Source organism: Natronococcus roseus (assembly GCF_043677095.1).
GTDB classification, from domain to species: domain Archaea; phylum Halobacteriota; class Halobacteria; order Halobacteriales; family Natrialbaceae; genus Natronococcus; species Natronococcus roseus.
In genome coordinates this window covers 624,432-648,828 of record NZ_JBHLJR010000001.1, presented here as the reverse complement: position 1 = coordinate 648,828, position 24,397 = coordinate 624,432, and the positions used below count along the sequence as shown (strand labels likewise).

General features: G+C 64.1%; 25 protein-coding genes. 9 read left to right on the top strand and 16 right to left on the bottom strand.

Annotated elements, in window-relative coordinates; translation table 11 throughout:
- Positions 1-51 precede the first annotated feature (51 nt).
- Positions 52-1,059, bottom strand: a complete 1,008-nt coding sequence (locus tag ACFEMD_RS03355) for an amidohydrolase family protein (RefSeq protein WP_394739474.1) — start codon at positions 1,057-1,059, stop codon at positions 52-54.
- 199 nt (positions 1,060-1,258) lie between these two features.
- Between ACFEMD_RS03355 and dhaK the strand changes: the two genes are divergently transcribed.
- Genes dhaK through dhaM form a run of 3 tightly spaced genes read left to right on the top strand, consistent with a single transcriptional unit; the run spans position 1,259 to position 3,403 of the window.
- Complete coding sequence (gene dhaK / locus ACFEMD_RS03350) at positions 1,259-2,263, top strand: dihydroxyacetone kinase subunit DhaK (RefSeq protein WP_394739473.1); 1,005 nt, start codon at positions 1,259-1,261, stop codon at positions 2,261-2,263.
- 7 nt (positions 2,264-2,270) lie between these two features.
- Positions 2,271-3,017 carry a dihydroxyacetone kinase subunit DhaL gene (gene dhaL, locus ACFEMD_RS03345; RefSeq protein WP_394739472.1) on the top strand — a complete coding sequence of 249 codons (747 nt, stop codon included), beginning with the start codon at positions 2,271-2,273 and terminating at the stop codon, positions 3,015-3,017.
- Positions 3,017-3,403: a dihydroxyacetone kinase phosphoryl donor subunit DhaM gene (dhaM, locus tag ACFEMD_RS03340; protein ID WP_394739471.1), complete on the top strand. Its 387-nt coding sequence runs from the start codon at positions 3,017-3,019 to the stop codon at positions 3,401-3,403. The genes dhaL and dhaM overlap by 1 nt, the downstream gene beginning before the upstream one ends.
- A gap of 23 nt (positions 3,404-3,426) precedes the next feature.
- Here the strand turns inward: dhaM and ACFEMD_RS03335 are convergent, their stop codons facing one another.
- Together ACFEMD_RS03335 and ACFEMD_RS03330 are read right to left on the bottom strand one after the other, a co-directional pair.
- Entirely contained in the window at positions 3,427-3,636 is a 210-nt protein-coding gene (locus ACFEMD_RS03335; protein WP_394739470.1) for a hypothetical protein, read from the bottom strand.
- 101 nt (positions 3,637-3,737) lie between these two features.
- Positions 3,738-4,154 (bottom strand): hypothetical protein, encoded by a 417-nt coding sequence (locus ACFEMD_RS03330; protein WP_394739469.1) that lies wholly within the window; start codon positions 4,152-4,154, stop codon positions 3,738-3,740.
- 136 nt (positions 4,155-4,290) lie between these two features.
- On the opposite strand from ACFEMD_RS03330, the gene ACFEMD_RS03325 reads away from it, so the two are divergent.
- Positions 4,291-6,390 (top strand): cation:proton antiporter domain-containing protein, encoded by a 2,100-nt coding sequence (locus ACFEMD_RS03325; RefSeq protein ID WP_394739468.1) that lies wholly within the window; start codon positions 4,291-4,293, stop codon positions 6,388-6,390.
- Between the two features lie 174 nt (positions 6,391-6,564).
- Positions 6,565-8,388, top strand: a complete 1,824-nt coding sequence (locus ACFEMD_RS03320) for an asparagine synthase-related protein (RefSeq protein WP_394739467.1) — start codon at positions 6,565-6,567, stop codon at positions 8,386-8,388.
- A gap of 11 nt (positions 8,389-8,399) precedes the next feature.
- Here ACFEMD_RS03320 and ACFEMD_RS03315 read toward each other — a convergent pair whose 3' ends face one another.
- The 7 genes from ACFEMD_RS03315 to ACFEMD_RS03285 are packed head-to-tail and all read right to left on the bottom strand — an operon-like array spanning position 8,400 to position 14,175.
- Positions 8,400-9,179, bottom strand: a complete 780-nt coding sequence (locus ACFEMD_RS03315; protein ID WP_394739466.1) for an adenosylcobinamide amidohydrolase — start codon at positions 9,177-9,179, stop codon at positions 8,400-8,402.
- On the bottom strand, positions 9,167-10,195 hold the full coding sequence (cobD, locus tag ACFEMD_RS03310) for a threonine-phosphate decarboxylase CobD (RefSeq protein ID WP_394739465.1): 1,029 nt from the start codon (positions 10,193-10,195) through the stop codon (positions 9,167-9,169). The genes ACFEMD_RS03315 and cobD overlap by 13 nt, the downstream gene beginning before the upstream one ends.
- The gene (gene cobT, locus ACFEMD_RS03305) at positions 10,185-11,228 is read right to left on the bottom strand and encodes a nicotinate mononucleotide-dependent phosphoribosyltransferase CobT (RefSeq protein WP_394739463.1); all 1,044 of its coding nucleotides are present in this window, start codon (positions 11,226-11,228) and stop codon (positions 10,185-10,187) included. Before cobT ends, cobD begins: the two co-directional genes overlap by 11 nt.
- A complete protein-coding gene (locus ACFEMD_RS03300; protein WP_394739767.1) occupies positions 11,219-11,779 on the bottom strand; it encodes an NTP transferase domain-containing protein in 561 nt (186 codons plus the stop codon). The genes cobT and ACFEMD_RS03300 overlap by 10 nt, the downstream gene beginning before the upstream one ends.
- Positions 11,779-12,534, bottom strand: a complete 756-nt coding sequence (gene cobS, locus ACFEMD_RS03295; protein WP_394739462.1) for an adenosylcobinamide-GDP ribazoletransferase — start codon at positions 12,532-12,534, stop codon at positions 11,779-11,781. Before cobS ends, ACFEMD_RS03300 begins: the two co-directional genes overlap by 1 nt.
- On the bottom strand, positions 12,531-13,481 hold the full coding sequence (cbiB, locus tag ACFEMD_RS03290) for an adenosylcobinamide-phosphate synthase CbiB (RefSeq protein WP_394739461.1): 951 nt from the start codon (positions 13,479-13,481) through the stop codon (positions 12,531-12,533). The genes cobS and cbiB overlap by 4 nt, the downstream gene beginning before the upstream one ends.
- A gap of 55 nt (positions 13,482-13,536) precedes the next feature.
- Positions 13,537-14,175, bottom strand: coding sequence for an HAD family hydrolase (locus ACFEMD_RS03285; RefSeq protein WP_394739460.1), 639 nt, complete (start codon positions 14,173-14,175; stop codon positions 13,537-13,539).
- A gap of 199 nt (positions 14,176-14,374) precedes the next feature.
- On the opposite strand from ACFEMD_RS03285, the gene ACFEMD_RS03280 reads away from it, so the two are divergent.
- Positions 14,375-15,775 (top strand): RNA-guided endonuclease TnpB family protein, encoded by a 1,401-nt coding sequence (locus tag ACFEMD_RS03280; RefSeq protein WP_394739459.1) that lies wholly within the window; start codon positions 14,375-14,377, stop codon positions 15,773-15,775.
- A 59-nt stretch (positions 15,776-15,834) separates the two neighbouring features.
- On the opposite strand, the gene ACFEMD_RS03275 is transcribed toward ACFEMD_RS03280, so the two are convergent.
- The 3 genes from ACFEMD_RS03275 to ACFEMD_RS03265 all read right to left on the bottom strand — a co-directional run bounded on the left by ACFEMD_RS03275 (position 15,835) and on the right by ACFEMD_RS03265 (position 18,227).
- On the bottom strand, positions 15,835-17,034 hold the full coding sequence (locus ACFEMD_RS03275) for a M24 family metallopeptidase (protein WP_394739458.1): 1,200 nt from the start codon (positions 17,032-17,034) through the stop codon (positions 15,835-15,837).
- A 128-nt stretch (positions 17,035-17,162) separates the two neighbouring features.
- The gene (locus tag ACFEMD_RS03270) at positions 17,163-17,774 is read right to left on the bottom strand and encodes a translation initiation factor IF-2 subunit beta (RefSeq protein WP_005556647.1); all 612 of its coding nucleotides are present in this window, start codon (positions 17,772-17,774) and stop codon (positions 17,163-17,165) included.
- Positions 17,775-17,840: 66 nt separating this feature from the next.
- The gene (locus ACFEMD_RS03265) at positions 17,841-18,227 is read right to left on the bottom strand and encodes a DUF5789 family protein (protein ID WP_394739457.1); all 387 of its coding nucleotides are present in this window, start codon (positions 18,225-18,227) and stop codon (positions 17,841-17,843) included.
- Positions 18,228-18,542: 315 nt separating this feature from the next.
- Here ACFEMD_RS03265 and ACFEMD_RS03260 point away from each other — a divergent pair.
- Together ACFEMD_RS03260 and ACFEMD_RS03255 are read left to right on the top strand one after the other, a co-directional pair.
- Positions 18,543-19,543 (top strand): IS630 family transposase gene (locus ACFEMD_RS03260; RefSeq protein ID WP_394739456.1). Its coding sequence is split into 2 segments (ribosomal slippage): positions 18,543-19,035 and positions 19,035-19,543, totalling 1,002 coding nucleotides; the frame shifts between segments, so codons are not numbered across the junction.
- A gap of 305 nt (positions 19,544-19,848) precedes the next feature.
- Positions 19,849-20,865, top strand: coding sequence for a tyrosine-type recombinase/integrase (locus ACFEMD_RS03255; protein ID WP_394739455.1), 1,017 nt, complete (start codon positions 19,849-19,851; stop codon positions 20,863-20,865).
- Here ACFEMD_RS03255 and ACFEMD_RS03250 read toward each other — a convergent pair.
- A complete protein-coding gene (locus tag ACFEMD_RS03250; protein ID WP_394739454.1) occupies positions 20,862-21,368 on the bottom strand; it encodes a hypothetical protein in 507 nt (168 codons plus the stop codon). The two genes, ACFEMD_RS03255 and ACFEMD_RS03250, sit on opposite strands and share 4 nt — an antisense overlap.
- A 245-nt stretch (positions 21,369-21,613) precedes the next feature.
- On the opposite strand from ACFEMD_RS03250, the gene ACFEMD_RS03245 reads away from it, so the two are divergent.
- Positions 21,614-22,405, top strand: a complete 792-nt coding sequence (locus ACFEMD_RS03245) for a hypothetical protein (RefSeq protein ID WP_394739453.1) — start codon at positions 21,614-21,616, stop codon at positions 22,403-22,405.
- A 64-nt stretch (positions 22,406-22,469) separates the two neighbouring features.
- Here the strand turns inward: ACFEMD_RS03245 and ACFEMD_RS03240 are convergent, their stop codons facing one another.
- Together ACFEMD_RS03240 and ACFEMD_RS03235 are read right to left on the bottom strand one after the other, a co-directional pair.
- The gene (locus ACFEMD_RS03240) at positions 22,470-23,042 is read right to left on the bottom strand and encodes a hypothetical protein (RefSeq protein ID WP_394739452.1); all 573 of its coding nucleotides are present in this window, start codon (positions 23,040-23,042) and stop codon (positions 22,470-22,472) included.
- Positions 23,043-23,271: 229 nt separating this feature from the next.
- Positions 23,272-23,919 carry a hypothetical protein gene (locus tag ACFEMD_RS03235; RefSeq protein ID WP_394739451.1) on the bottom strand — a complete coding sequence of 216 codons (648 nt, stop codon included), beginning with the start codon at positions 23,917-23,919 and terminating at the stop codon, positions 23,272-23,274.
- Between the last annotated feature and the right edge of the window lie 478 nt (positions 23,920-24,397).

Here is a 24,397-nt window from a genome sequence, read left to right as displayed (position 1 = left end):
GTCCGAACTGATATACGTTGGCGACGAAGTGGCAGGCCCAGTATTGTGACCCTAGCGGAGCACGTCCTCGAGGTTCCGATACTGAATCGCTTCCCGCGCCGAGCGCCCGAGGTCGAAGCGCTCGAACAGTTCGAGCTGCGGGACCTCCTGGCCGGGGTAGATGTAGTCGGTACCGAAGATCAATTGCTCCGAGTGCGTCTCGAGGAACGCCTGTCCGAACGCGGGGTCGCGGGTGAGCGCGTTCCACCCCGATATCCCCGAGAGGTCGCCGTAGAGGTTGTCGTATCTCTCGAGTAGCTCCGGGACCCGCCCGGGCTCGTCGATCTCGCCGTCAGGGTACTCCCCGAGGTCTGCCTCCTCGACGTCGGCCGCGACGTGGGCCCACCAGCCGTGGGCGTGCGCGAGGAAGTCGACCTCCGGAAAGGACGCGACCACGTCCTCGAGCCCCGGCAGCCCGACCTCGTCCATCAGGGCCTTCTCGTCGGTGTGAAACAGGATCGGCAGCTCGTAGTCGGCACACAGCTCGTAGATCCGCTCGAGTCGGGCGTCGTCGATCGGCACGCCGGCTTTCAGCTCGCCGAACCCGCGGGCACCGCGCTCGACGTAGCGCTCGAGCAGCTCCTCGGCGGCGTCCTCGCCGTAGACGAGCGTTCGGGGATCGATCGTACAGAACGGGAGCAGGCGCTCCGGGTAGGGTTCGACCTGCTCGAGGATCCACGGGCTCGAGGCGAGCACGGGGTAGCTCTCGGGGGAGTCGAGCGCCAGCACGACCGCGCGGTCGATACCGTTGTCGTCCATCCACGCCACGAGGTCGTCGGCGAAGAGCGGTTCTCGACCCAGGACCTCCTCAGGAATCAGGTGACAGTGGGCGTCGACGAGTGACTCGTCCTCGAGGTCGCCGTCCTGCTGTATTTGCCCCTGGTCCGCGCCGACGGAACCAGCGCCGCCGATCACTCCGGCCGCGGCGATCCCCGCGGCGCCCTCGAGCGTTCGGCGTCGCGTCGTCCGTCGATCGTCGGCTCTCGATCCGTCGTCCGCTCCGGCCCCGGGTTCGTCCATACGCGCCCTCCCACCGACGCCGTGAAAATCCCGAGGGGGACCGGTCGGCGTTCCGACCGGTTCCGCAGCCGCTACCTCGTCGATGATGCTTCGCCGATGAACGGGATTCTCACCGCCCCCTCCAGGCCGATCGCTTCTCGAACGACGTGGTTGCGAGCAAGCGTTATCATGCTATGTGTCCACGATATCCGTAGAGAGTATGAAGAAACTCATCAACGAACCGGACGCGGTCGTCGACGAGATGCTCGAGGGGATGGTCGCGGCGCACCCCGAACTGCGGCGGCTCGAGGGAACCGAGGTCGTCGTCCGCGCCGACGCCCCGCTCGAGGGAAAGGTCGGGATCGTCTCGGGTGGCGGCAGCGGTCACGAACCAACCCACGCCGGGTACATCGGCGACGGGATGCTCGACGGCGCGGCCGCGGGTGAGGTGTTCACCTCGCCGACGGCGGACCAGCTGAGCGAGATGATCCAGGCCTGCGACGGCGGCGAGGGGGTGTTCTGCGTCGTCAAGAACTACGAGGGCGACGTGATGAACTTCGAGACGGCGATCGAGATGGCCGAGATGGAGGCCGATACGGACGTCGAGTACGTCGTGGTCGACGACGACGTCGCCGTCGAGGACTCGTTGTACACCTCGGGCCGTCGCGGAGTCGCCGGGACGATCTTCGTCCACAAGGTCGCCGGCGCGATGGCCCACCGGGGCGCCGACCTGACGGAGATCGAACGCGTCGCCGAGAAAGTAACCGACCGCGTCGGAACGATGGGGACGGCGCTGACCTCCTGTGTCACGCCCGAGAAGGGCGAGCCGACGTTCGACCTCGGCGAGGACGAGATCGAACTCGGAATCGGCATCCACGGCGAGCCGGGGACCGAACGCACCGAGATCATGTCGGCCGACGAGATCACCGACCACCTCACAGAGGCCGTCCTCGAGGATCTCGACCTCGAGTCGGGCGCCGAGGTCGCAACGATCGTCAACGGGATGGGCGGAACGCCGCTGATGGAGCTGTACGTCGTCAACCGCCGGCTTCAGGAACTGCTCGAGGATCGCGGGCTCGAGATCTGGAACGCTCGCGTCGGCGACTACATGACTTCGCTGGACATGATGGGGTGTTCGATCACGGTGTTCGAACTCGACGACGAGCTGAAGGAGCTGCTCGCCCACCCGGCCGAGACGCCGGGGTTGACCGTGACGGAGGAGTGAGAGCGGGATGGACCGGGACACCCAGTCCGAAGCGATCCGCGAGGCGGCCGTGGCGGCCGCGGACCGGATCGCCGAAGAGAAGACGCACCTGACCGACCTCGACTCCGCGATCGGCGACGCCGACCACGGCGCGAACATGAACCGCGGGTTCCAGGCCGCCCTGGAGCGACTCGAGGATGCCGACGACGACCCCGCCACACTCGTCAAGACCGTCGGAGTCGCGCTCGTCTCGGAGGTCGGCGGCGCCGCCGGCCCGCTGTACGGCGGCTCGCTGATGAAAGCGAGCGGGGAACTCGAGGAGGGAGTTACCGCCGAGTCGACGGTCGCGTTCGCCGAACGGTACCTCGAGACGGTCGAGGAACGGGGGAAGGCTTCCATCGGGGACAAGACGATGGTCGACGCGATCACGCCGGCGGTCCACACCTACAAGAAGGCGATCGAGGTCGACGATCACGACCCCCTCGAGGCGCTGGGGAAGGCCGTCGACGCGGCCGAGCGCGGCGTGGCGTTTACAACGCCGATACGCGCCAAGAAGGGACGAGCGTCGTACCTCGGCTGGCGATCCGTCGGCCACCAGGACCCCGGCGCGACCAGCACCCTGTATCTGCTCGAGGAGCTGTTTGCGGTCGCCGAGGAGTACCTGGACGGCGACGTCGAGATCGACGCCGAAGCCGACGTCGCCCCCGAGGAACTCGAGGAAGCCGCCGCCGACGGGAACGGGGACGGAGACGGAGACGGGGACGGAGACCCCTGATGGTCGGGATCGTCGTCGTCTCGCACAGCCGACGGGCTGCAGAGGGGATCCGGGAGATCGCCCGGGAGATGGGCGGTGACGCCCGGATCGAGGCCGTCGGCGGAACCGAGGACGGCCGAATCGGAACGACCCCGGGGCCGATCCGGGAGGCGGTCGAGGCGGCTGACGGGAACGACGAGGGCGTCGTCGTTCTCGTCGACCTCGGCAGCGCCGTGATGAACGCCGAACTCGCCCTCGAGGAGGCCGCCGTCGACCAGGCGGTCGTCGCTGACGCACCGGTCCTCGAGGGAGCGCTCAACGCGGCCGTCGCGGCGACCGCGCCGAACGCGACCGTCGAGGCGGTCCGCGAGGCTGCGGAAGAAGCGGCGGGCGTCTCGAAGCTGTAGTCACCGGTGGCCGCCGACCAGCGTCAGCGCTCGACCAGGAGGAACGTCCGGGTGCCGCGGCGCTCGAGGGAGACCCGGTCGGTCTCGAGGTTCGCGTCGACGTAGGTCTGGATCTCGTCGAGGTGCAGTGAGGAGACGTCGACTCGGCGTCTGGGTGCCTCGACCGTCGCGGCGGCGTCGGTCGGCTCGGTTCGCTGGCTCCGGGCGTCGATCCGCAGTACGGTCTGGGACATACCTATCGATCGGGCGGACGGCACGTCAATCCGAGCCGTCCGGAGTGAAAGTGAAAGTACGGGACGGCGGATCGGGCGTCGAGTTCGATCGACTCGGCGGGCTACTCGAGGGGTTTGACCGAAACGGTCGTCGAGCCGTCGGCGGTCTCGAGTGCGACCGTCTCGACGATCGCCTCCTGCGCTCGCTCCCGCCACGCGTCGACCGACTCGGCGTGGCGCTTTCGGACCTCCTCGGTTTCGCCCGACGGCGCGTCCTCGCGTTCGTCCTCGAGGGTCGGATAGTTCGCCACCGCTTCGGTCTCGAGGAGCGTCTCGGGCTGGACGTGGACGGCGCCGGTCACGCGGGTGTCGTCGGCGCGGTAGACGTGAATCCGGGCCCGCATCCGACCGTGGAACGGCGGCGTCACGCGGAGGACCGCCGCTCCGGGATTCTCGCGTCCGTAGACGAAGGCGTCGACGGCGTCGTCTCTCGAGACGGCGATCGAGCGAATCGCCGACGGATCCGCATCGGCTGTCATCGACTCCCGGTACGGGTTCAGCGGTGTTAACGGCGGCGGGTCGCTCTCGCATCGGTGCCGTCGATCGATCTGCTCGGACCGACCCGGCAATAGAATAGCTAGCCCTTGATGTATCGGGCGGATAACGGTCCGGACGATGGAGGGGCAGTGGGACGCAGGCGCGTCGAGTGTCGTCGCCGTCGCCGGAGAGTCGCCGCTCTCGATCCCGTTCGACGATCCGATTCTCATCTTCGGACTCGCGATGGTGATCTTTCTGGTCGCGCCGCTGGTGCTCAAGCGGTACCGACTACCCGGGATCGTCGGGATCATCCTGGTCGGTGCGGCGGTCGGACCCAACGGCGCGCACCTGCTCGAGCGCGACGCGACGATCCAGCTGCTCGGCGAGGTCGGGCTCGTCTATCTGATGTTCGTCGCGGGCCTCGAGATCAATCTCAACCAGTTTGTCGAGTACAAGGACCGCAGCATCGTCTTCGGGCTGCTGTCCTTTCTCATTCCGCAGGCCGTCGGAACGGTCGTGGGCGTCTACCTTCTCGATCTGACCCTCGCGGCGGCGTCGCTGTTCGCCGCCATCTTCGCCTCGCACACGCTGCTCGCGTATCCCGTGGTCAACCGTCTCGGAATCGCGTCCAACGAAGCGGTAACCGCGACGATCGGCGGAACGATCCTGACCGACACCCTCGCCCTGCTCGTGCTCGCGGTCGTGGTTGCCTCAACCGACGGGGCGCTCGACGCCGCGTTCTGGCTCCAGCTCGGCGTCGGGCTGACCGCCTTCTTCGTCGGGGTCTGGTTGCTCGTCCCCCGGCTCGGGCGGTGGTTCTTTCGCGGCCACGCCGAGGAGAGTTATTTCGAGTTCCTGTTCGTGATGGCCGTCCTCTTTCTCTGTGCGTTTCTGGCCGAACTCGTCGGCGTCGAACACATCGTCGGCGCCTTCCTCGCCGGGCTCGCGCTCAACCGCCTGGTTCCGGAGACGGGTCCGTTAATGAACCGTATCGAGTTCGTCGGCAACGCCCTGTTTATTCCCTTCTTCCTGCTGTCGGTCGGGATGCTCGTCGACGCCCGCGTCCTTCTCGCGGGCGCCGACACGCTGGTCATCGCCGGCTCGCTGATCGTCATGGTCTTTACGACGAAGTACGCCGCGGCGTGGGCGACCGGACGGCTCTACGGCTACGACGGCGACGAGGTCGCGAGCATGTTCGGGCTCTCGGTCGGCCAGGCCGCGGCCGCGCTCGCGATCGTCCAGATCGGCTTCGACGCCGGCGTCCCCGGGTTCGGACTCGAGATGATCAACGCGGTCGTGCTGATGATTCTCGTCGTCGCCCTCGTCAGCCCCGCCGTCGTCGAACGCTCCGGTGGCGTCCTCGCCCGGAACCGCGAGCAGCGACCCTACGACCCCGACGAGACGCCACAGCGAATCCTCGTTCCGGTTTCAGCCGCGTCGCGACACGCCGAATCCCTGCTGGATCTCGCTTTCGCGATCCGCGACGCGCGCGTCGGGGAACCGGTGCGCGCGGTCTCGGTCGTTCGCCCGGAGTCGATCGCGCGAACCCGATCCCGGGTCGACGCAGCCGAGGACCGGCTCGAGACCCTCGAGGAGTACGCGGCGGGTGCGGAGGTGTCCCTCGAGGGCCGAGCACGGATCGATCACAACGTGGCCTCGGGAATCGTCCGCTCGGCGCTCGAGAACCGAATCACGTCGCTGGTCATCGGCTGGGACGGCGCCCGCTCGCGGGAACAGCGGGTGTTCGGCCACACGATCGATCAGGTGCTGCGTCGAACCACCCAGCTGACGCTCGTCGGACGGGTTCACGAACCGCTGAACACGACCCGTCGAATCGTCCTGGTCCTCCCGCCGGGAATCGACCGCAACGACGGCTTCCCGGAGGCGGTCCACACGGCGAAACTCGTCGCCGAGCGAACCGGAGCGCCGATCCGCGTCCTCGCGCTCGAGGACGATCCCGAACGGCTCGAGGAGCTGGTCGCCGCCGTCGAGCCGGACAGTTCCGGGGCGATCGAATCGGTGGCCGACTGGACGGTGCTCCGCTCGCGACTGCGTGAGGACGTGCGGGCCGAGGACCTCGTCGTCTGCGTGAGCTCCCGCCGGGACGACCCCGGCTGGCACCCCGAGTTACAAACGCTACCCAAGCGCATCTCCCGGCTCACGGATGGTAACTTCGTGATCATGTATCCCGCAACCGAGGAGGACGAGGACGATCGGCGGTTCTTCCGGCTCGAGTAGCACTGCCGGACGGCTCCGCGCACTTTCCTCCCGTTCGCACGTGCTAGCAGCCGGAGACGTATCACGGTGAGTGAGTTAACCGACGGGAAATAATGCCTTCCTGGATAAAATCTAGCGCTCGGCGCAAGTGACAAACCGCTGATTTGATCACGGGGTGGTGTGCATTACCAACGGATGCCTGGAACGACTATCGTCAGGTGTTGCGGGGGGACCGTCGATCAGGGGAGCGTCGACCGCGCACTCGACTCCGTTTGCTTTACCGATCGCTACGATCGCGAAACGGTAGTCCGAAGCACCGAAGAACGGATCGCACACACCGGGTACGAGGCGTATCCGACCGAAGTCGTCGAAACCGAGGATCGGACGATCCTTCTGGAGGGGCGACTCTACGACCGCCGCGACACCGAGGCCACCCTCGAGAACGTGGCGGCGTTGATCGCCGAGGGGCGGACCGACCGCCTGTCGGAGTGGCTGGCGACGCGGGACGGGGAGTTTCTCGTCACCGTCGTCGATCGCTCGAGCGGGACCACCTGGGTCGTAAACGACGTTTTCGGGCGGCTCCCGACCTATCGAGCCACGGTCGGGGAGACGACGATCCTCACCCGCGAGCTCAAGGCCATCCGTCGGCTCGCGGCCGCTCTCGACGGGGGAGACGTCGGCGTCGATCGACTCGGCCTCGGACAGATGCTGCTGTTCGGTTATCCGCTGGGCACCCGGACGCCGTTCGACGGGATCCGCCAGCTCCCGCCGGGCTCGCTGCTCGAGGTCGGGAGCGGCGATCTCACGTCGCTCCACGAGTTCCGGTTCGACCGGTACGAGAACGGCGGGCGCAGCGTCACCGAGAACGCCCGTGCGCTGAAGGATCGGTTCGTCGAGGCGTGTCGCCGACGCGCCGGGGCGACCGAGACGTCGATCCTCTCGCTGAGCGGCGGGCTCGACTCGCGCGCGGCGATCGCCGGCTACGATGCGGTGGTGAGCGACGTCGGCGAGGGGACGCTGCTCGCCGCGACGTCGGTGCGAGAGGACGGCTCCAACGCTGACGAGGCGAACGTCGCCCGCGAGGTCGCCCACTCCCTGGGAGTGCCGTGGTCGTCGTACTTCGTCGATCGAACCGAGCACCACCGGGAGTCGCTCCTCGAGATGACTCAGGGGATGAACACCGTCGGGATGGCCCTCGGGCTCGATTTCGCCGAGCAGCTCGCCGCCGATCGTCCGGGAGCGACCCTGGTGACCGGCGACGGCGGCGACAAGATCTTCCCCGATCTGACCCCGCCGACGGCGGTCGACTCGAGGACCGACCTCGTCGAGACGCTCGTCCGGACGAACCGACAGTTCGCGCCCGACGAGATCGAGGAGCTGATCGACCTCGAGCCGGGTCGACTCGTCGACTCCGTCGGCGACCGGATCGCCGCTTACCCCGAGGTGAACCTCGAGGGCGCCCACGCTCACTTCCTGATCCGCGAGCGCGGGATCAACATGCTCAACCACGGCGAGGATCGGACCCGACACCACCTCTGGACGACGACGCCGTTCTACGCACCGGAACTCTTCGCCGAGGCGATGGCCTGTCCGCCCGAGCAGAAGGCGGGGACGGAGCTGTACCGGGAGTTTCTCTCCCTGCTCTCGCGGGAGCTCGCCGAGATCGAGTACGTCGACTTCGGCGTTCCGATCACCTCCGCCGAGTACAGGGCCAAGAAGTTCGCCTACGGCTGGCTCGGCGCTCGGCCCCGGCTGAAAGAGCGCGTCCTCTCCGTGGTTCGGAGCCAGGGCGAGGCCGGGATCCACTCCCGACAGCTGCTCGCCGAGGCCGTCGCGGACGCTGACGGGGTCGGTCGCCGTTTCTCGGCCGAAGAGGTCCAGCGGATCGCGTGGGACGGGAGCGGCCACCGCCCGCACCAGCGCTACCAGCTGGCGACCCTCGTCGCCGCGCTCGATCCGATCGAGTCACCCGCACGACGGCCAACTCGAGGGCGGCCCGTGATACAGGGGCGGCACTGAGAACGCGTCGACTACCGCTCTCGCTCGCGGTCGGCCGCCCCGAGCCCGGGATCGAGCACCCGCGCCCGAACGTCGGTCGAGACGCCGTAGGCCGCGTCCTCGAGCGAGTCGGGACGCTCGACGTCGCTGCCGGGACCGTAGTGGGCCCGCAGGGACGCGCGAACGGCGTCGCGAACGCAGGCTCGAGTCGCCGCGCCGACGGTCGTCGCGCTCCCTGAGAACGCCGCGGGCTCGCCGGCGGGGTCGTGACCGACGACGACCGCGTCGGTCGTCGTCCCGGGAAACCCCGTCTCGGCCAGCAACGTCGCCGCCTTCGCCTCCGCGGCGACCGCGAGGAGGTTCGCCAGCGCGCCGTCGGCGAGCCGGCGGTCGGCGTACGCGACGACGTTGACGGTTCCGGCGGGCGATCCGGAGTCCGAGCCGTCGTCGCTCGAGGTTCCGAGCGAGCCGCCCGACGGCTCCATCGGCAGCGCCGCGGGGTTCGAGATCCCCGCGGTCGCGTACGCCGTCACCGGGCCGCAGTGTGCGCCCCGGGCGTCGGCGACGTCGACGCCCGTAAACAGCACGGGACCGGGATCCTCGAAGCCGGCCCGCTCGAGGCGCTCGTCGGCGTAGGCCCCGAGATCGGTTCGCCCCCATCCTTCGGGGACCGAGACGTTATAGGCGCAGTCGGCTCGCTGACGCCCGCCGTTCCACCCCGTCGAGAGCCATTCCGCACTCGAACGCGCGAGCCGTAAGACGCCGTCCCGTCTGCGGCTCTCGAGGTGGGGCCCGTCGTTCACGGCGGACACCCCAGCGCCTCGAGCAGTCGGTCGTTCGCCTCGCGATCCTTGACCGCCACCCGGACGTGGGAGTCCAGTCCCCGGAACGTCGTCGCGTCCCGGATCGCGACCCCGTTCTCGCGAGCGCGCTCGAGGACCGCCGATACGCGCCGATCGCCGACGTCACACAGGAGGTAGGGTGCATCCGAGGGGGCGACCTCGAAGCGGGTCGACAGCGCTTCCTGCATCCGCTCGCGCTCGCGGGCGACTCGGGTGCGAGTCTCGCGGACGAACTCCTCCTGGCGCAAACAGTAGCTCCCGACCCGCGCCGCGGGCGTCCCCAGCGACCAGGTTCGCCGGGCCGTCTCGAGGTCCGCTCGTAGCTCGCCGCTCGCGACCGCAAAGCCCGCCCGCAGCCCCGGAAGGCCGAACAGTTTCGTGAGCGAGTGCGCGACGACGACGTCCTCGCGGTCGAGCCCTGCGGCCGAGGGGACGTCGGTAAACCCGAGGAACGCCTCGTCGACGAGCAGGGTCGTCCCGGCCTCGCCACAGCGGGCGGCGAACGCCGCAAGCGCGTCGGGATCGGCCGCCTCGCCCGTGGGGTTGTTCGGCGTGCAGACGACCGCGAGCGCGCAGTCCGCGAGCGCGTCGGTACCGATCTCGAGTACGTCGTCGACCCGGACGAAGGCGGGCGTCGTGCCCTGCAGTCGGACCTCGCGGGCGTACTCCCCGAAACTGGGGTAGGGGACTACGGCGCTGTCGCCGGGCTCGAGGACGCACTCCATCGTCAGCCGGATCGCAGCTAGCCCGCCGGGGGTCGGGATCACGCGCTCGGAATCGCAGCCGACGAACTCCGCTGCGGCCGCCCGGTAGTCCGGATAGGTGTCGTCGGGGTAGCGGCGACTCGCCTCGAGGGCCTCCCGGTAAACCTTTTCCGTCCCGTCGGGCGTTTCGGGGTTCGTGTTCGCCGAGAAGTCCAGGATCTCGCGGTCGGGCTCGCCGCCGTGGGGCACCCGCTCGGCGGTACGGATCGCGTCAGGATCCATGCGTTCCCTCCGGGCGCTCGGCCCGTTCGTCGATCGCTCCGTCGCGCTCGTCGTCGATCCCGAGTCGCCGGCAGACGTCCTCGAAGCGGTCCCTGACCGCCCCCATCTCGCCGTCGGGAACCAGCGAGAGCGCGCCGCCCATCGCGACGCCTTCCTTGGCCTCGCCCGCACAGTAGCGGGCCATCGCGACGTGGTCGCGCCCGTCGAATCCGGGGTCGGTGACGGTCAGCTCGCAGTCGAGGCAAGCGCACGTTTCGGGGAGCGCCTCGCCCTGCTCGTCGGCGACGAAGGAGGTCGTCGCGACCTCGAGCGGCGAATCGACTCCCGCGTGCCGGAGGAGGGCCGCGACCGCGACCATCTGAGTCCCGCCGGCGAGGATCACTCGAGTCCCGTCCTCGAGCGCGCCCGCGGCGATCCCGGCGACGACAGCCTGAACGGGGTCGCCGACGGCCCGGATCGCTCGCAAGGGGTCGTCCTCGCAGTCGCCCGGCTCGAGCCCGCTCTCCTCGAGGCCGCGCTCGACGACGCGGCGCTTTCGCTCGAGGGGATTCTCGGGCAGCGACGAGGACACCTCGTCGGGCTCGCCGAGGGCGGTCAGCGCGCCGAGGGCGGTCGTCGTCCCGCCCGGGATCGTCTCGCCGAGCAGGAGCTCCTCGTCCGAAAGCTCGCGGCCGTACTCCCACGCGCGCTCGAAGAGCCGCTCTGCCTCGTGGACGGCGACGGGTTCGCGGACGTCGGCTCCGGGCTCGGCCTCGAGATCGACCGTCGGCGCGGCGGTCGGCTCCGCGAGACCCGCGTCGACGACCGTCAGGTCGAAGCCGACGACCTCCCGGACCGCACGGGTCACCGCCGCGGGCGTCGGACAGCCCGTCGGACTCACCGGCACGACGGGCGCTTCGATCGGCTCGCCGTGAGCGAGGATCTCGGCGTCGGCCGCAGGCGTGTGGGCCATCAGCTCCGGCGCGGCGCCCGCGGCGCTGATGCCGTCGATCAACGCCGTCTCGGTCGCGCCGGCGGCCAGAACTACTCGCATCGGTCCTCCGCGATGCGGGCGTCTTCGAGTCGGTTCACGTTCACCGCCAGTCGCGGGTCGTAGCTCACCTGTGTCATGGATTCCTCCGTCGTGCCGACGACGTTGACCCCGGTCGGCGCGAGGTGGGGGACGTCCTCGAGTCGGGTATCGAGACCGACTCCCAGGCGACGCTTCAGCGCCGCGGGGACGCAGACGGTCCGCGAGGCCGCGCTTTCCCCGTGGACCCCGAGGACGCGGTCGACGACCGAAGCCTCGAGCAGCGGGAGGTCGGCCGCGACCGACAGCACGGGCGGCTCGACTGCGGGGTCCTCGAGGGCCGAGAGCAGGTCGGTCACGTACCCCTCACCCTCGGTTTCGATCGTCCGGACGGCGTCGGTTCGATCGAGATGCTCGGCCGTCTCGGGGGCGTTCGGCGAGACGACCGCGAAGGCCGTCTCGATCCGGCTCGCCTCGATGCCCGCTAGCACGCGGTCGACCATCGGCGTCCCGGCGATCGGATGCAGCGGTTTTTCTTGGGGGCTCTCGAGGCGGGTCCCCTTCCCGCCACACATCAGGAGAGCGTCCACGCGATCACCCCCGCGTGCAGTCCGACGACGCGACCGATCTCGGTTGCCGCGCCGAAGACGTCGCCGCTGACGCCGCCGAGGTTACGCTGCGCCCAGAGCCAGGGGAGCGCCACCCCGACGAGGGCTCCCGAGACGGCGACCGCCGCGGGGTGGGGCCAGAGGAGCACTGCGGCTCCGAGAACGATACCGGCGGGCGCGGCGAATTGTCCGGGGGTCGTCGCCTCGATCAGCTGGCTGCCCATCCCCTCGTGGCTCGCGGTTCCGAAGCAGGCCATCGCAGCCAGCCCGAGCCTGGCGCCGATTTCGGCGGCGATGGCGACGCCGACGGCCGTCGCTGGCGGGAGCTCGGCGACACCGAGGGCGCCGAGCGCGAGTCCTCCAACCGTGAGCGAGACAGCCAGGAGCGCACCCACCCCGGTGGTCGTGTCCTTCAGCACCTCCCGGCGGCGCTCGCGGTCGCCGTGGACGACCAGCGCGTCACCCAGGTCCGCGACGCCGTCGAGGTTGTGGATCCCCACGACGGCGTAGACCGCGAGCAGGTACCCCAGTGCGACCGTCGGCGCCTCGAGGACGTCGACGGCGACCAGCGGGATCGCGGCCAGCGAGCCCGCGACGAGCCCGACGAACGGGAGCGTCGCCGGCCGCGAGCGGAACGCGTCCCAGTCGCCCTCGCGGTGGCCGACGGGGAGTCGCGTGAGGAAGGCGAGCGCGCCCCGACAGGCGGCGATCCACGTCCTCACGCGACCACCCCCGCGGTCCGTGCGAGCGCCTCGAGCGCGGCCCCGAGCGCGACCGCAAGGACGGCCGCGACCAGCGCCGCGCGAAAGACGAGTCCCGTCGCTCGCTCGCCGTCCTCGAGCGTCGGAAGGGTGTCGTCGGTGTTCAGGTCGTAGCCGCCGGGCTTGCGGAGCCGAACCGGGAGCGCGCAGGCCAGCGTCGCCATCGGCCACCCCGAGTTCGGCGACGGGGGCGCTCTAGCCCACTCCCGGGCGCGACCGAGCGCCCCGGGATCGGCCGCGGCGACGGCGATCGCGACGGCGCTCAGCCTGGCGGGGAGCCACATCACGAGATCGTCCAGGCGTGCGCTCGCCGTCCCGAGGGGTTTCGAGGGGTAGCCGAGCATCGAGTCCAGCGTGTTGACGCCCTTGACCCAGGCGGCCGCGGCCGCCGCGGCGGGCAGCGAGAACGGGGCGAGAACGGCGAAGGGCAACAGCGTCGCGACCAGCCCGTCCGCGAGGTTCTCGGCCGCGCTCTCGACGGCCGCGCTGCGGAGCTCCGCGGGCGAGAGCTCGTCGGTGTCGCGGCCGACGAGCCCGCGAATCCGGTCGCGGGCCGTCTCGAGGTCGTCCGCGGTCGCCGCGACGACCTCGCTCGTGAGCTCGAGCAGCATCCGCAGGCTGGTCGAGAGATAGAGGACGAGGCTGGCGACGGCCGCGCCCGCGACAGGGTGGACGGCCGCCGCGGCGAGGACGAACCCGCCCGCGGCGACGGCGGGAACCAGCGGGACGACGAGCGCGATCGGCACGCCCAGCAGCCGCTGGACGCGGTCGTCGTCGCTCCAGGGGCGATCGAGCGCGTCGACGAGACGGCCGAGCCACGCAACGGGGTGGGCCGCGTTCGGCGGCTCCCCGACTACGCGGTCCAGCCCGAGGGCGAACCCGACCAGCGCGGCCGTCGTCACCGTCATACGGGTTGGGTTGGTCGTGCGTCGTTCGCGGTCGTCTTCGCCTTCGTGCTCGCGGTCACGGCTCCGCACCCTCCTCGAGGCGCGCCAGCGTTTCGGGAACGTCGGTGAGGGGGACGTCCTCGAGCAGGATCGCGGCGCCGCCGACGGCCTCGATCCCGCCGTCGGTTCCGGGGTCGTCGCCGACGTGGATCAGTTCCGACGGCACGACGCCGAGCTCGTCGGCCGTCAGTTCGAAGATTTCGGGAGCGGGTTTGCGCCAGCCGCAGGCGACGCTCGTAACGATGGCGTCGAACCCGTCCCGATCGAGGTCGGCACGGATGAGCGTCCGGGCGACGAGTTCGGGCACGCTGCAGTTCGAGCAGATCGCCACGGGACCGCGGTCGCGGGCGGCCGCGACGGCCTCGAGCGCTCCCGCTCGAGTCTCGACTACGGGATCGAACGCCGCGACGACCGCGCGTCTGACGACGTTGTTCTCGAACTCGACCCCGCGGCTCGCGAGCGCGCGGCTGACGTGGGCCGGAAGCGGTACCTCCGCGTGCTCGGGGGGATCGACGTGCGGGCTCGCGTAGGCGTCGGCCCAGTCCTCGGGAACGTCGACGCCGCGGGACTCGAGTTGGTCGGCGACGGCCTCCGCTGGCGTCGCGGGCTGATCGACGTCGACGAGCGTGCCGAAGAGGTCGAACGAGACTGCCACGTTCGCGTAACTAGCACAAGCTGACTTTACTCTCGCGGTCGGCGAGCGGCGTCGCTCTCGGGAGCCGTCGTTACAGAGCAACAGGAGAAAGCCCACGACTTTAGTTGTGGGATGAATCCGTCACTGCTGGATCAGCCCTCAATTCCCACGCTCGCCCGCAATCCCAACGTTTACAAGACATTCTGACGACATATTCCGCGTGAGCGACCGACCACGACGCACGAACGAGTACGCTGCCGCTCCAGTCAGCGAGCGGTACAGGCAGTGCTTGTTCGAGTGGTTGGCTGCCCACGCCCCTTTGTGGAATCAAATCAACTACCGACGCCAAGAAGAATACGTCGCCGAGAACGGCGACGTCTGGGACGCAGAATACACCGACCTATACGACAAGTACGCACCAGTACTTGGCAAGGCAGCCTGCCAGCAAGTCGCTCGGAAGAACAGTGAAACATGGCGGAGTCACTTCGACCTCCTCGACAAATACCACGACGATGAAGACCCCACAGTCACGGAGAAACCATCTCCACCCGGCTACTGGGGTACCCGTAACGAGGGATACGACCTCCACGGACTCGTCCGCAACGACCTCTACACGTTCGACTGGAACGCAGACAAAAGTACCCTCGAATTCGGCGTCGGTGACGCCCTCGAAGAGAGATACGACTTCGAGTACCAAGAGCGCGTCACGCTCGAAGTCCACGGTAACCCGCAGTGGGAGGGTGATGATTCACGGTTAGAGCTCGTCTACGATGAAGCGGCTGACACGCTTCGTGTCAATCATCCGGTTCGTATACGGCCAGACCGTTTGCAAGAACAGCGGCTGGATGCCTTCACTTGTACACTCGACACCGAGAACACGACGCAGGCAGCTGCGATCGATGTGGGCGCGAACAACACGCTCGCCATCGTCACTACCGCTGGCGAAACCGCCGTGTACCACGCTCGCCCCGAGTTCGAGCGCTTCCAAGCCCTGTCCACGTTGATTGCCGAGTTGCAATCACAACTCCCCGAGAACCAGTACACAAGCAAACGGATTCAACGCGTGTACGACGAACGTGGAGAGAAACGGAACCACAGTCGGGATGCGGCGATGAAACACGCGGCAGACTGGCTCTTAGAACGCAACGTGGACACTGTGTACGTCGGCGACCTGACCGACGTATTGGACACACACTGGTCTGCGACCGTGAACGAAAAGACCCACGCGTTCTGGTCGCACCGACAACTCGTTGACAGGGTCGAACTCACGCTCGGCGATGTTGGCATCACCGTCGAGCAAGTAAGCGAATCGGGTTCGAGCAGTGAGTGTCCCGAGTGCGGGAGCGAGGACATATCGCGTGAGGGTGATTGGTTCCAGTGTCACGAGTGCGAGTTGGACGCGCATAGTGACGTTGCAGGGGCGTGGAATTTGCTGCAAAACGAGGTTGGGCCGATGGCGCGGCCCGCCGCCCTGTCTGCTGGACGCGACAGGGACGCACCCACCGATGGGGCGTACTGGGAGTGGAATGGACACGACTGGACACCCGCCGTATTTGGGAAACAGTCGAGCCCGATCGACCAAACCAGCGTCGGCGAACCCGCAAGTTCACAGCCGGGGTAATCACTGTCTGGCCGGATTGCTCACGGAGGAATCCCACGACTGAAGTCGTGTGGAGGACGTCAATCGAGCCCGACGATATTCGACTCGAGATCCCGTGGATAGTAGGTGAGCCACTCGATTCCCTCCTCGGTGACCGCGATCGTATCCGAGTGGCGGTAGCCGTACGTGTCGGTGTAGAGCCCGGGTTCGATCGTCCAGACGTGGCCCGGTCGCATCACCGTATCCTCGTCGTCGTAGCTCGTGTGCTCGCGTTCGCAGTGGTCGTCCCATCCCTCGTCGATATACGGTGGTTCGTGGCCCGCGAGGCCGATGTTGTGGCCCACGTGGTGCTGGGCGAGGTCGGCGACGCCCTGCTCCTCGAAGTACGCCTCGACGGCGCGGTCGACGTCGGTGATCGGGACGCCGGGCCCGAGCGCGTCGATCGCGATCTCCTGGGCCTCCTTCATGAGCTCGAAGTAGTGGACCTGCTCGTCGCCGGGCTCGCCGACGAACATCGTCCGCTCGAGTTCCGAGTGGTAGCCATCGACGTTGGCCGTCGCACCGGTCACGAGGACGTCCCCCTTCTCCAATCGTCGGTTCGCCGTGTGGCCGTGAGGGAGCCGGCTCTGCTCGCCCGTGATGTAGCCCGCACCGACGGGGCCGGAGCCGCGGGTTCGGGGGACGTAGCGGTCGCCCAGCGTATCGAGCATCGCCCGCGAGGCGTCGGTGGAGGCGCGCTGGCTCACCGTCGCGGGGTGGGCGCCGGGCTCGGTGTAGTCGGCGAGGTAGCGGTGGCCGAGGTTCGCCCACTTCGCGGACTCCCGGATGAGGTCGATCTCCGCGTCCGATTTCTCCCAGCGCAGGCGAGCGACCCAGCTCTGAGTGTCGACCTCGAGAAACTCGCTCAGCGCGGGCCCCTGATACCCCATCGTCCCCGGCGCGCCGTCGGCGTCGGCGGCGACCCGGTCGACTCCGAGCTCCTCGAGCATCCCGACGACGGTCTCGATCGGGTGGCCGCCGGGGTAGTCCCGATAGTGAGCCACCCGATCGATCCGCGGGTTCTCTTCGACGCGTTCGACCTCGAGTCGCGGGACGCTGATCGCGCTCCGTTCGTCGGTCACCGCGAGCGCGACCGGGCGCTCGGTCTGGATGTGGTCGAACCCGGTCAGATACTCGATGCTCGTCGCACCGAACCAGACGCCCGCGTCGGCCTCGATCCCCTCGAGCCGCGATCGGACGTCGGACAGCCGTCGCTCGAACTCCGCCGGAGGAACGTGCATACTACAGCAAGGTGGGAGCGACGACAAAAACGTTCAGCCGAAACCGGTCGGACGGACTCCCGTGTGTCGGAGCCGGCACACCCCTGATCCGCCGTCCAGGTGTACCGGGGCAGGGGTACAGCGGACCCTCAGTCGATTCGAGCGAACGCCAGGTTGCCGGAGATGTTCTTGATGTAGATGTCGACGACGTCGCCCTCCTCGGCGCCGGGGACGAAGATCGTGTAGTTACCCTTCTCCGCGACGCCGTCGCCCTTCCGGCCCGTGCCGGTGATCTCGACGGTGTAAGTCTGGCCCTCCTCGACGGCGTCGGCCTGCTGTTGCTGCTGACTGCTCGTCGAGCGCTTGGTCACGGGACGGAACGCCCCGCAGGCGTCACAGCGAAGCATCGGGGTGCGGTTCTCCCGGACGAGGCGGGTGTCGGGCAGGCCACACTCCGAACAGAGCACGTACTCGTCGACGTAGGCGTCGACAGCCGCGCTGAAGTCCTGCTCGGAGAAGGTCCCGTTGTACCGGCCGCGGCCGCTTTCGAACTTGCCGCTGGTTCCCAGTTCGCGCTGGACGAACCGGTGAAGGTGTTCGTCCTCGCGCGAGAGGACGTCGGCGATGTCGCCGAGGTTCGTAAACCGCGTAAACGCACCGTCCTTCTGGGCGTGGGGGTCCGGAATCTCCAGTCGGCTCTCGTCGCCGCCGATGTCCGGAACCTCGTCCATCGCTCGGTCGAGACTCGATTCGTAATCCATACTCGAGTCCAAACGTCGCTGACGTAAATCCGTTCTGCTCTCGGAGCCGGCGTCCGAATTCGGCGCTCAGAGGGCGTCGCCGCCGCTCTCGCTGACCGATCCCTGCCCCTCCTCGTCGAGCCCCTCGAGGTCCCGTTCGGGGTTGGCCTCGCTGGCGTCGCCGGCCTCGCCGGTGAGTTCGCCGTAGACGGCCTCGCGGACCTCCTCAGGCGAGTCGTACTGCTCGCCGGCCAGTCGATCGAAGACGCTGCCGAGCGACTCCGTCTCGTTTGGCATGTCGATCGGCTCGCTGCCGTACTCGGTCGCGAGCTCCTCGCTCGAGACGGGGTACTCGAGCGAGCCAAGGTCGCGCTCGACCGCCTCGAGGATCGACTCGGCCTCGTCGGCCCGTTCGGACTTGCGTTGTTCGGCCCGGTCCTGCGCGCGGTCGCGACTCGGTCCGTCGTCGCTCATGCGCGGTCGTACGACGAGCCCGGACAAAAACGGCCGGCCGGCGAGGGCGGGGCCGTCCAGCTCGACTCCGCCTCGGTTTCCACTCCGCCGGGAAACCGTCACCACCACCTACCCCGACCACAGTTCGACGTCTCGATATATAATGGTTTTCCACAAACCATTCGGGTCGGTAATCGGGCCGTCGCACCTTCGATGAACGAATCCTTGTAAGGACGATCTCGTAGACTACGTTCTAAGCGCATTCTCCTCTTTCACCATAGCGAATCACTATAGTAGTCGTTAGAACTTTCTACTCGGAGGATGTTGCCGTATGTAATGGACCATCTCGACGAGATCTCCGTCGAAGAACTTCAAGACGCCCTCGACAATGTTGAGGGAAACAAGCCGACACAACGGTTGTTAGCTGCGATTGCGTACAAGAACGGCGTAACGCAGACCGAACTTGCCGAGTGGCACGATACCGGGCGAAGAACGATCTATAGCTGGCTGATGCGACTTGATACGGACGAACCACTTGAGCAAGCCGTCTCTGATGCTCATCGATCTGGAAGAAAACGAAAGCTCTCAGAATCACAGCAAGAAGAATTTGAACAAACCGTTCACCAACCGCCCGAGGAAGCCGGGATCGACGCGCCGGCGTGGACGCCGGCGCTCGTCCAAGAGTTTCTCGAAGAAACCTACGGCGTCGAGTACTCTTATCCGAGTTGTCGGCGGTTGTTGAAAGAAGCTGGACTCAGCTATCAAAAACCGCGCCGTACAGCCGCCGAAGCTGACGAAGACGATCAAGAAGCGTTCCGCAACGAGATCAAAAAAAGCGAGCGGAGATGGACGCCACAATAGTCTGCATCGACCAAACCAAGAAATCCGTCCAAGTTGAGCCGCGTGCCGCGTGGTTCCCGTGCGGCACGCGACCCTCCGTCGAACTCTCCGGGCAACGCGATTGGACGTGTTTGCTCGGCGCGATCACCGAAGACGGTGATCGCTTTTTCTCTCGATTCACCGAGTACGTCACGGCCGAGCACGCAAAACATTTCATTTTAGCATTATGCAAAGAATTTGAGGAAGACTTGATTATCGTCCTCGATGGGGCGCCGTATTTTCAGGCGTCGGCCGTCACGGACCTTGCGGACCGTGACGACCTCGCCTTCGTGACGTTACCGTCATATTCGCCGGATTTGAATCCTGTCGAGGAATGCTGGAGACAGCTTCAAGCGTCTCTTAGCAACCGCTTCTTTGATTCGCTTGACGAGCTGACGACAGCGATTGATACAGCTCTCGATCAACTCTCTACGCCAAAAGTGAGCAACTATTTCTAACCCCTACTATAGAAGGGACGAATGTGGTCTCAATGGCAAGTCTGCCTCGAGGGGATTCCGGGTGAATGATGAAAATTCCGGCTCTATTCAGTCAATCTGGATAGCGTGGTTAGGAATTCGCTCTCCCCGATTTGAACTCGCCGAGACAGTCCGGGATGCTCGCTTCGCTGCGCGGGCTGTGACTTCCGAGCCAAAATCGGCTCGGTCGGATTCACTTCGTTCATCCGCCCTCCCCGATTTGAACGGGGGGCAAGTCGGAGAAAAATCTCCCTATCCCTCTGCCCTCAGGTGGTTCGAGCAACCCCATGACGAAGAATCTCGAACCCCTTACGCCGACAGAAGCCAAGGATATGTTCTTGGCTGATCGGCATGGCCAAGTCGCGGAACGAACGGTACAGGCAGATGACTATCGACTCCGGCACTTCATCCGCTGGACAGAAGAGAATGGCATCGATAATCTGAATGACCTCTCAGGCCGGACTCTCCATAAATTCCGTCTCTGGCGGAAAGAAGACGGAGATCTAAACAAGGTCAGTCTCCGAACGCAATTGAAATCGCTCCGGGTCTTCATCAAGTGGTGCGAGTCCATCGACGCTGTCGAAGAGGGACTCCATGAGAAGATTCTGCTTCCGACACCATCAAAGGAAGAAGAGCGCCGAGAGGAGACTCTTCGGACGGGACAGGCCGAGGAGGTTCTTGAATATCTCCGGCGATTCGAGTATGCCTCTCGCTCCCATACTCTGCTCGAACTCCTCTGGCATACTGGACTTCGAATCGGAGCGGTCTATTCACTGGATATCGAGGACTATGATCCTGAGGAAGAGCGCCTCGAATTGACTCATCGACCGGATACGGAAACTGCACTCAAGAACAAATCGGAGGGGGAGCGGATGATCGCTCTCAGTCGGCATGTCTGTGAGGTTCTGGATGACTGGCTCGAACATAATCGGCCGGACGTTCTCGATGACCATGGCCGGGAGCTTCTCTTTACCTCGGAGGAAGGACGGCTCACGATCTCCACTATGAGAGAACGAGTCTATTCGGTCACTCGTCCCTGCTATTACGGGAAGGACTGCCCTCACGATCGGAGCGTAGACGACTGCGAGGCTACCAGATACGGATATCGAAGCAAATGCCCCTCGAGCGTTAGTCCTCATTCGATCCGGAGAGGCTCAATCACCCACTTCCTGACCGAAAATGTCCCTGAGAAGGTCGTCTCCGATCGAATGGGCGTAGGACAGGACGTTCTGGATAAGCATTACGACAAACGGGGTGAGGAGGTGAAGGTCGAACAGAGACGGGACTACATAAACGGGATCTAATCCTCTAATTCCTGGATCGGTCTATTCAATTCCTCTTTTAGTGCCGAACGCGCCTCCTCGTATGCATCCTCGAATTCTCTCACATTGAAATTACTAGGATCACGATCTCTCCCTTCTACTTGGGCTTGAATATGGATACTCGCCTGCCTAAACTGCCCTAGTGCTTCGTGTAGAAGCTCATCCTGCTCCTCGGAGAGATATATTCCATCTTGCCTTATCGTATTCCGAAAGCCGGCCACCTTCGGTTGAACTTCCTCCCAATATTTTTCTTCATTATCGGGACCTAAGCCCATGTTGTCGTTTAAAACTCTATGAGTTGATTCAAGTTGTGAATATAGATTGGACAAAGCATCGACCTTACGGTCAAGATAAAATTCGGCTTTGGTTCGGATATTAGCTTGTTTCCCTTGCCGCCATGTTCTCACAATAGCTCCTCCTTCGTTGATTAGTGCTCCGAGAACTACTCCTAGCAATCCTATTACTGCAGGGTTCTCAGAAACCATAGTTCTCTTTTGCTACCCTGCTTCAATCAAATTAGGGATTCTCGATCCCTTTCTCTGGTTCTCGAATACTGCTCTTTCTTCATCGCCAGAATTCGATTAGAGGAGCGAGAAGGCGGTTCCGAGTGATTCCTGTCTGTGAGGCAATGGGAAATATCGACTCGAGACGAACGCAGCTTAGAATTGCGAAGACTAGCTCTCAGAGAAGATCGGTCATTTTTTGCTAATTGAAACTACATTTGCAGGAAATGAGCGACGATATCGAATCGATCAGCCGTTATATCGAAGAACTAGAATCTGAAGCAGAGGAAATAGAAGCGCTTGCTGAAGAGTATTTTTCTAACGTTGAAAGGCATGTAATACGGTCCAGTAGTCCAAGGGCAGGAGGCGGTACGGAGTATGAATGGAGTACTTTAGACGACTCAACAAAATCTCTTCAGAGAGAGCTTCGCCGAGAGTATGAGCAGTGGTATAACAAGTCGATTCCACTGATCACTGAGTATCTCTCGAGTCGGTATAGCGATTTCACATCACAACAGGACTTGATCAATCGAACAATCAATTTATTACGTGACCCAGACGATGGGATCGAGGCCGCCTTTCGATACTTCATAGATAGGTTTGATGTCCAGAGAAATATCCTAAACGCTGTTCCCGCAAGAGTCGAGGCGGAGAAACTAAGCGTAAGACGACGACTCTCCAAGCGTATTGGTAGAGATGAAATCCAGAGGTCCCGCGAACTACTTGATAATGGCTTCATTAGAGCAAGTGGCGTAGTCGCCGCAGTCGCCCTCGAACGCCATCTACTAACTATGTGCGAGAATTCGAATGAGGTGACTGAGTTCAATACGAATCACGGGATCAGTCGGCTGTCACAGACGCTATATGAAGCAGATGAGATTGATAAGACCACTTGGCACGATCTGAAAGCTCCGGCCAGTATTCGAGAGACCTGCGCTCATCCCGAAGAGCCGAACGAAGCCGCAGTTCGGAGATTGATCGAAGAATCGGAAGAGTTCATTAGAGAGCTACGGATCTGAGTATCGTCGCTATATTCCACCATCGACTCGAAAAATTGGATGGCTCGAAAGGAAAGGGAGGGGTTTAGCGAGCCGATTCGACTGCTTCGACAAGTTCCTCCTTGCTCATATCCGATCGGCCGTCGATATCCAGATCCTTAGCCATCCCATAGACCTCATCGCGCGTGACCTCTTCAGGATCGATCTGGTCCTCGTCCAATTCCGGCGGGACGATGATACTCAGACTATCACTTCGATCATTCTCCCGAAGTTCGTATCCGATCTCCCCAAGGGCATCCTCGATCTCCTCGATCCGATCTTCAGTCGCCCCTGCTCGAGTCTGAGCATAGAGAACGACTTCTGGCTGGGGCTCGCTCGGACCATCTCGGTCCGGGGAAGGGTTCGACTCGAGACGATCAATCTCCTCGGCCCCATCCTCGGTTTCGATCATCCAGGCCCCCTCATCGAGACGAATGCCCGCTTCAGTCATCTGCTCAACTAATTCCGGCTTCTTCGGTGCGTCGGTACTGATATCGGCTTCATGATTCTCTCGAGCACTTCGAGCGACGTTCATTAGCTCCGGGTATGGTTGCTTGATCAGTTCTTCAGCCGTATCCTCGTCCGCCCCACCGGGCGAATCGGTCTTGTTCTTCGTCATCGGCGTCCTGTCATTCTGTAGATATACGCTTAATCCGTCACTGCGACGTGAACCTACGAGGCTGATATCCGAGGCTCGAGGAAGCAGACTCCCTGATTTGCTTTCAGGCGAACTGAGCGCAGCGGAGATGAATATTCGCCCACGGAGCAACGGGAATGATCGAAAAGCGATCAATGCGGCTCAGATCAGCGAGAATTAGCTCCTATAGAACTCGGTCTATTCGGTGATCTTATTCTTCGTCTTGGATAAGTCTCTTTAGGACCTTTCTTGCTTGCCTCCTTCCTGGTGGGGTTAGTCCAACAGTTGCAGATGGACCTCGTCCTCTACGATCGAAGTAGCGATCTCCCTCCCCCTGATACATATTCCCCATTCCACTAGATGAAATGTCTGAAAGCTCAAGAGCCTCTTTCAGAGCTGTTGATTTCACGCGCTCAAGGTCATAGCATTCGTGCGAGATATACAAAAGCGCAAGTGAAGCAACCCGCTGTCGATCTGTTTTCTGTTCTCCGATATTTCCCACTTCATCAAGATAAATCACCGGAGGCTCCTCTTGATCTGGATCTACATAGAAACATCTCTTTAATTCAGATTCAGGTACTCCTAGCTTGGAAGTGATTTCGCTGAGGGGACCAGATTCCTGTTTTACTTCCTCGTCATTTTCGTCATTACTCTCAGCAAACTCCTCCAAAGACGTACCCTCAATTTTGGAGTGGCCAAGTTCTGCATTCTCATCACCTTCCTCCAACTCTTCCAACGACTCCTGATTATCTTCGATGAATTGTATGAGGTCGAGGACCTCTTTTTGGTAGTCTTCATCGTCAAAGGCGTGAATCTCTACTTCCATCGGCCCATATTCTAATTTGACGGTAGTCTCCATATCTTGCTCACATTCTCAAACTGTACGGGTATAAGTCCTTTGCAGAGCTGACGTCTATCTGTGGAGAGGTCCAGAATTGATCTCCCTCAAGCCCTTCTGTCATCGAATAAGTGAAGCAATAAGAGGCTGGGATGCGCCCTGAAGCCGATTTAACGCCATATATTGGTGTTTTGATTCACGGTTCTGAATCTTTTAGACGATCGAATTCTATTTCGGAAGTGCAAAGGTATACTTGGAGAACCCATTTGATATCCATCTCCGGACTACTGGGAGGACAATACTTAAGTCGGATCAGCACATTGTCGTGACTAAACGCTGGAATCCCCAGCCTACTACAAAGTAAATCAACGAGAGAAGGACCCAGTTCCCCACCGATGCTGCCAGGCTGGAGTGGGGGACGAGTCAGTTCGCCCGTCAGCCACCCTATCACTCTAGCGTCGAAGGGCATGGGGCCCTCATGTTGGGCAGGTGTCGGGGC

Bases quoted from the DNA above. Each gene is read 5' to 3' on its own strand.
- ACFEMD_RS03355 (WP_394739474.1), bottom strand. From the start codon at position 1,059: ATGGACGAACCCGGGGCCGGAGCGGACGACGGATCGAGAGCCGACGAT.
- ACFEMD_RS03330 (WP_394739469.1), bottom strand. From the start codon at position 4,154: ATGACAGCCGATGCGGATCCGTCGGCGATTCGCTCGATCGCCGTCTCG.
- cobT (WP_394739463.1), bottom strand. From the start codon at position 11,228: ATGCGAGTAGTTCTGGCCGCCGGCGCGACCGAGACGGCGTTGATCGAC.
- ACFEMD_RS03325 (WP_394739468.1), top strand. From the start codon at position 4,291: ATGGAGGGGCAGTGGGACGCAGGCGCGTCGAGTGTCGTCGCCGTCGCC.
- ACFEMD_RS03235 (WP_394739451.1), bottom strand. From the start codon at position 23,919: ATGGAGACTACCGTCAAATTAGAATATGGGCCGATGGAAGTAGAGATT.
- ACFEMD_RS03300 (WP_394739767.1), bottom strand. From the start codon at position 11,779: ATGTGTGGCGGGAAGGGGACCCGCCTCGAGAGCCCCCAAGAAAAACCG.
- ACFEMD_RS03250 (WP_394739454.1), bottom strand. From the start codon at position 21,368: ATGGTTTCTGAGAACCCTGCAGTAATAGGATTGCTAGGAGTAGTTCTC.
- ACFEMD_RS03335 (WP_394739470.1), bottom strand. From the start codon at position 3,636: ATGTCCCAGACCGTACTGCGGATCGACGCCCGGAGCCAGCGAACCGAG.
- dhaK (WP_394739473.1), top strand. From the start codon at position 1,259: ATGAAGAAACTCATCAACGAACCGGACGCGGTCGTCGACGAGATGCTC.
- ACFEMD_RS03270 (WP_005556647.1), bottom strand. From the start codon at position 17,774: ATGGATTACGAATCGAGTCTCGACCGAGCGATGGACGAGGTTCCGGAC.
- ACFEMD_RS03320 (WP_394739467.1), top strand. From the start codon at position 6,565: ATGCCTGGAACGACTATCGTCAGGTGTTGCGGGGGGACCGTCGATCAG.
- ACFEMD_RS03255 (WP_394739455.1), top strand. From the start codon at position 19,849: ATGACGAAGAATCTCGAACCCCTTACGCCGACAGAAGCCAAGGATATG.
- ACFEMD_RS03240 (WP_394739452.1), bottom strand. From the start codon at position 23,042: ATGACGAAGAACAAGACCGATTCGCCCGGTGGGGCGGACGAGGATACG.
- cbiB (WP_394739461.1), bottom strand. From the start codon at position 13,481: ATGACGGTGACGACGGCCGCGCTGGTCGGGTTCGCCCTCGGGCTGGAC.
- ACFEMD_RS03265 (WP_394739457.1), bottom strand. From the start codon at position 18,227: ATGAGCGACGACGGACCGAGTCGCGACCGCGCGCAGGACCGGGCCGAA.
- ACFEMD_RS03275 (WP_394739458.1), bottom strand. From the start codon at position 17,034: ATGCACGTTCCTCCGGCGGAGTTCGAGCGACGGCTGTCCGACGTCCGA.
- dhaM (WP_394739471.1), top strand. From the start codon at position 3,017: ATGGTCGGGATCGTCGTCGTCTCGCACAGCCGACGGGCTGCAGAGGGG.
- cobD (WP_394739465.1), bottom strand. From the start codon at position 10,195: ATGGATCCTGACGCGATCCGTACCGCCGAGCGGGTGCCCCACGGCGGC.
- ACFEMD_RS03245 (WP_394739453.1), top strand. From the start codon at position 21,614: ATGAGCGACGATATCGAATCGATCAGCCGTTATATCGAAGAACTAGAA.
- dhaL (WP_394739472.1), top strand. From the start codon at position 2,271: ATGGACCGGGACACCCAGTCCGAAGCGATCCGCGAGGCGGCCGTGGCG.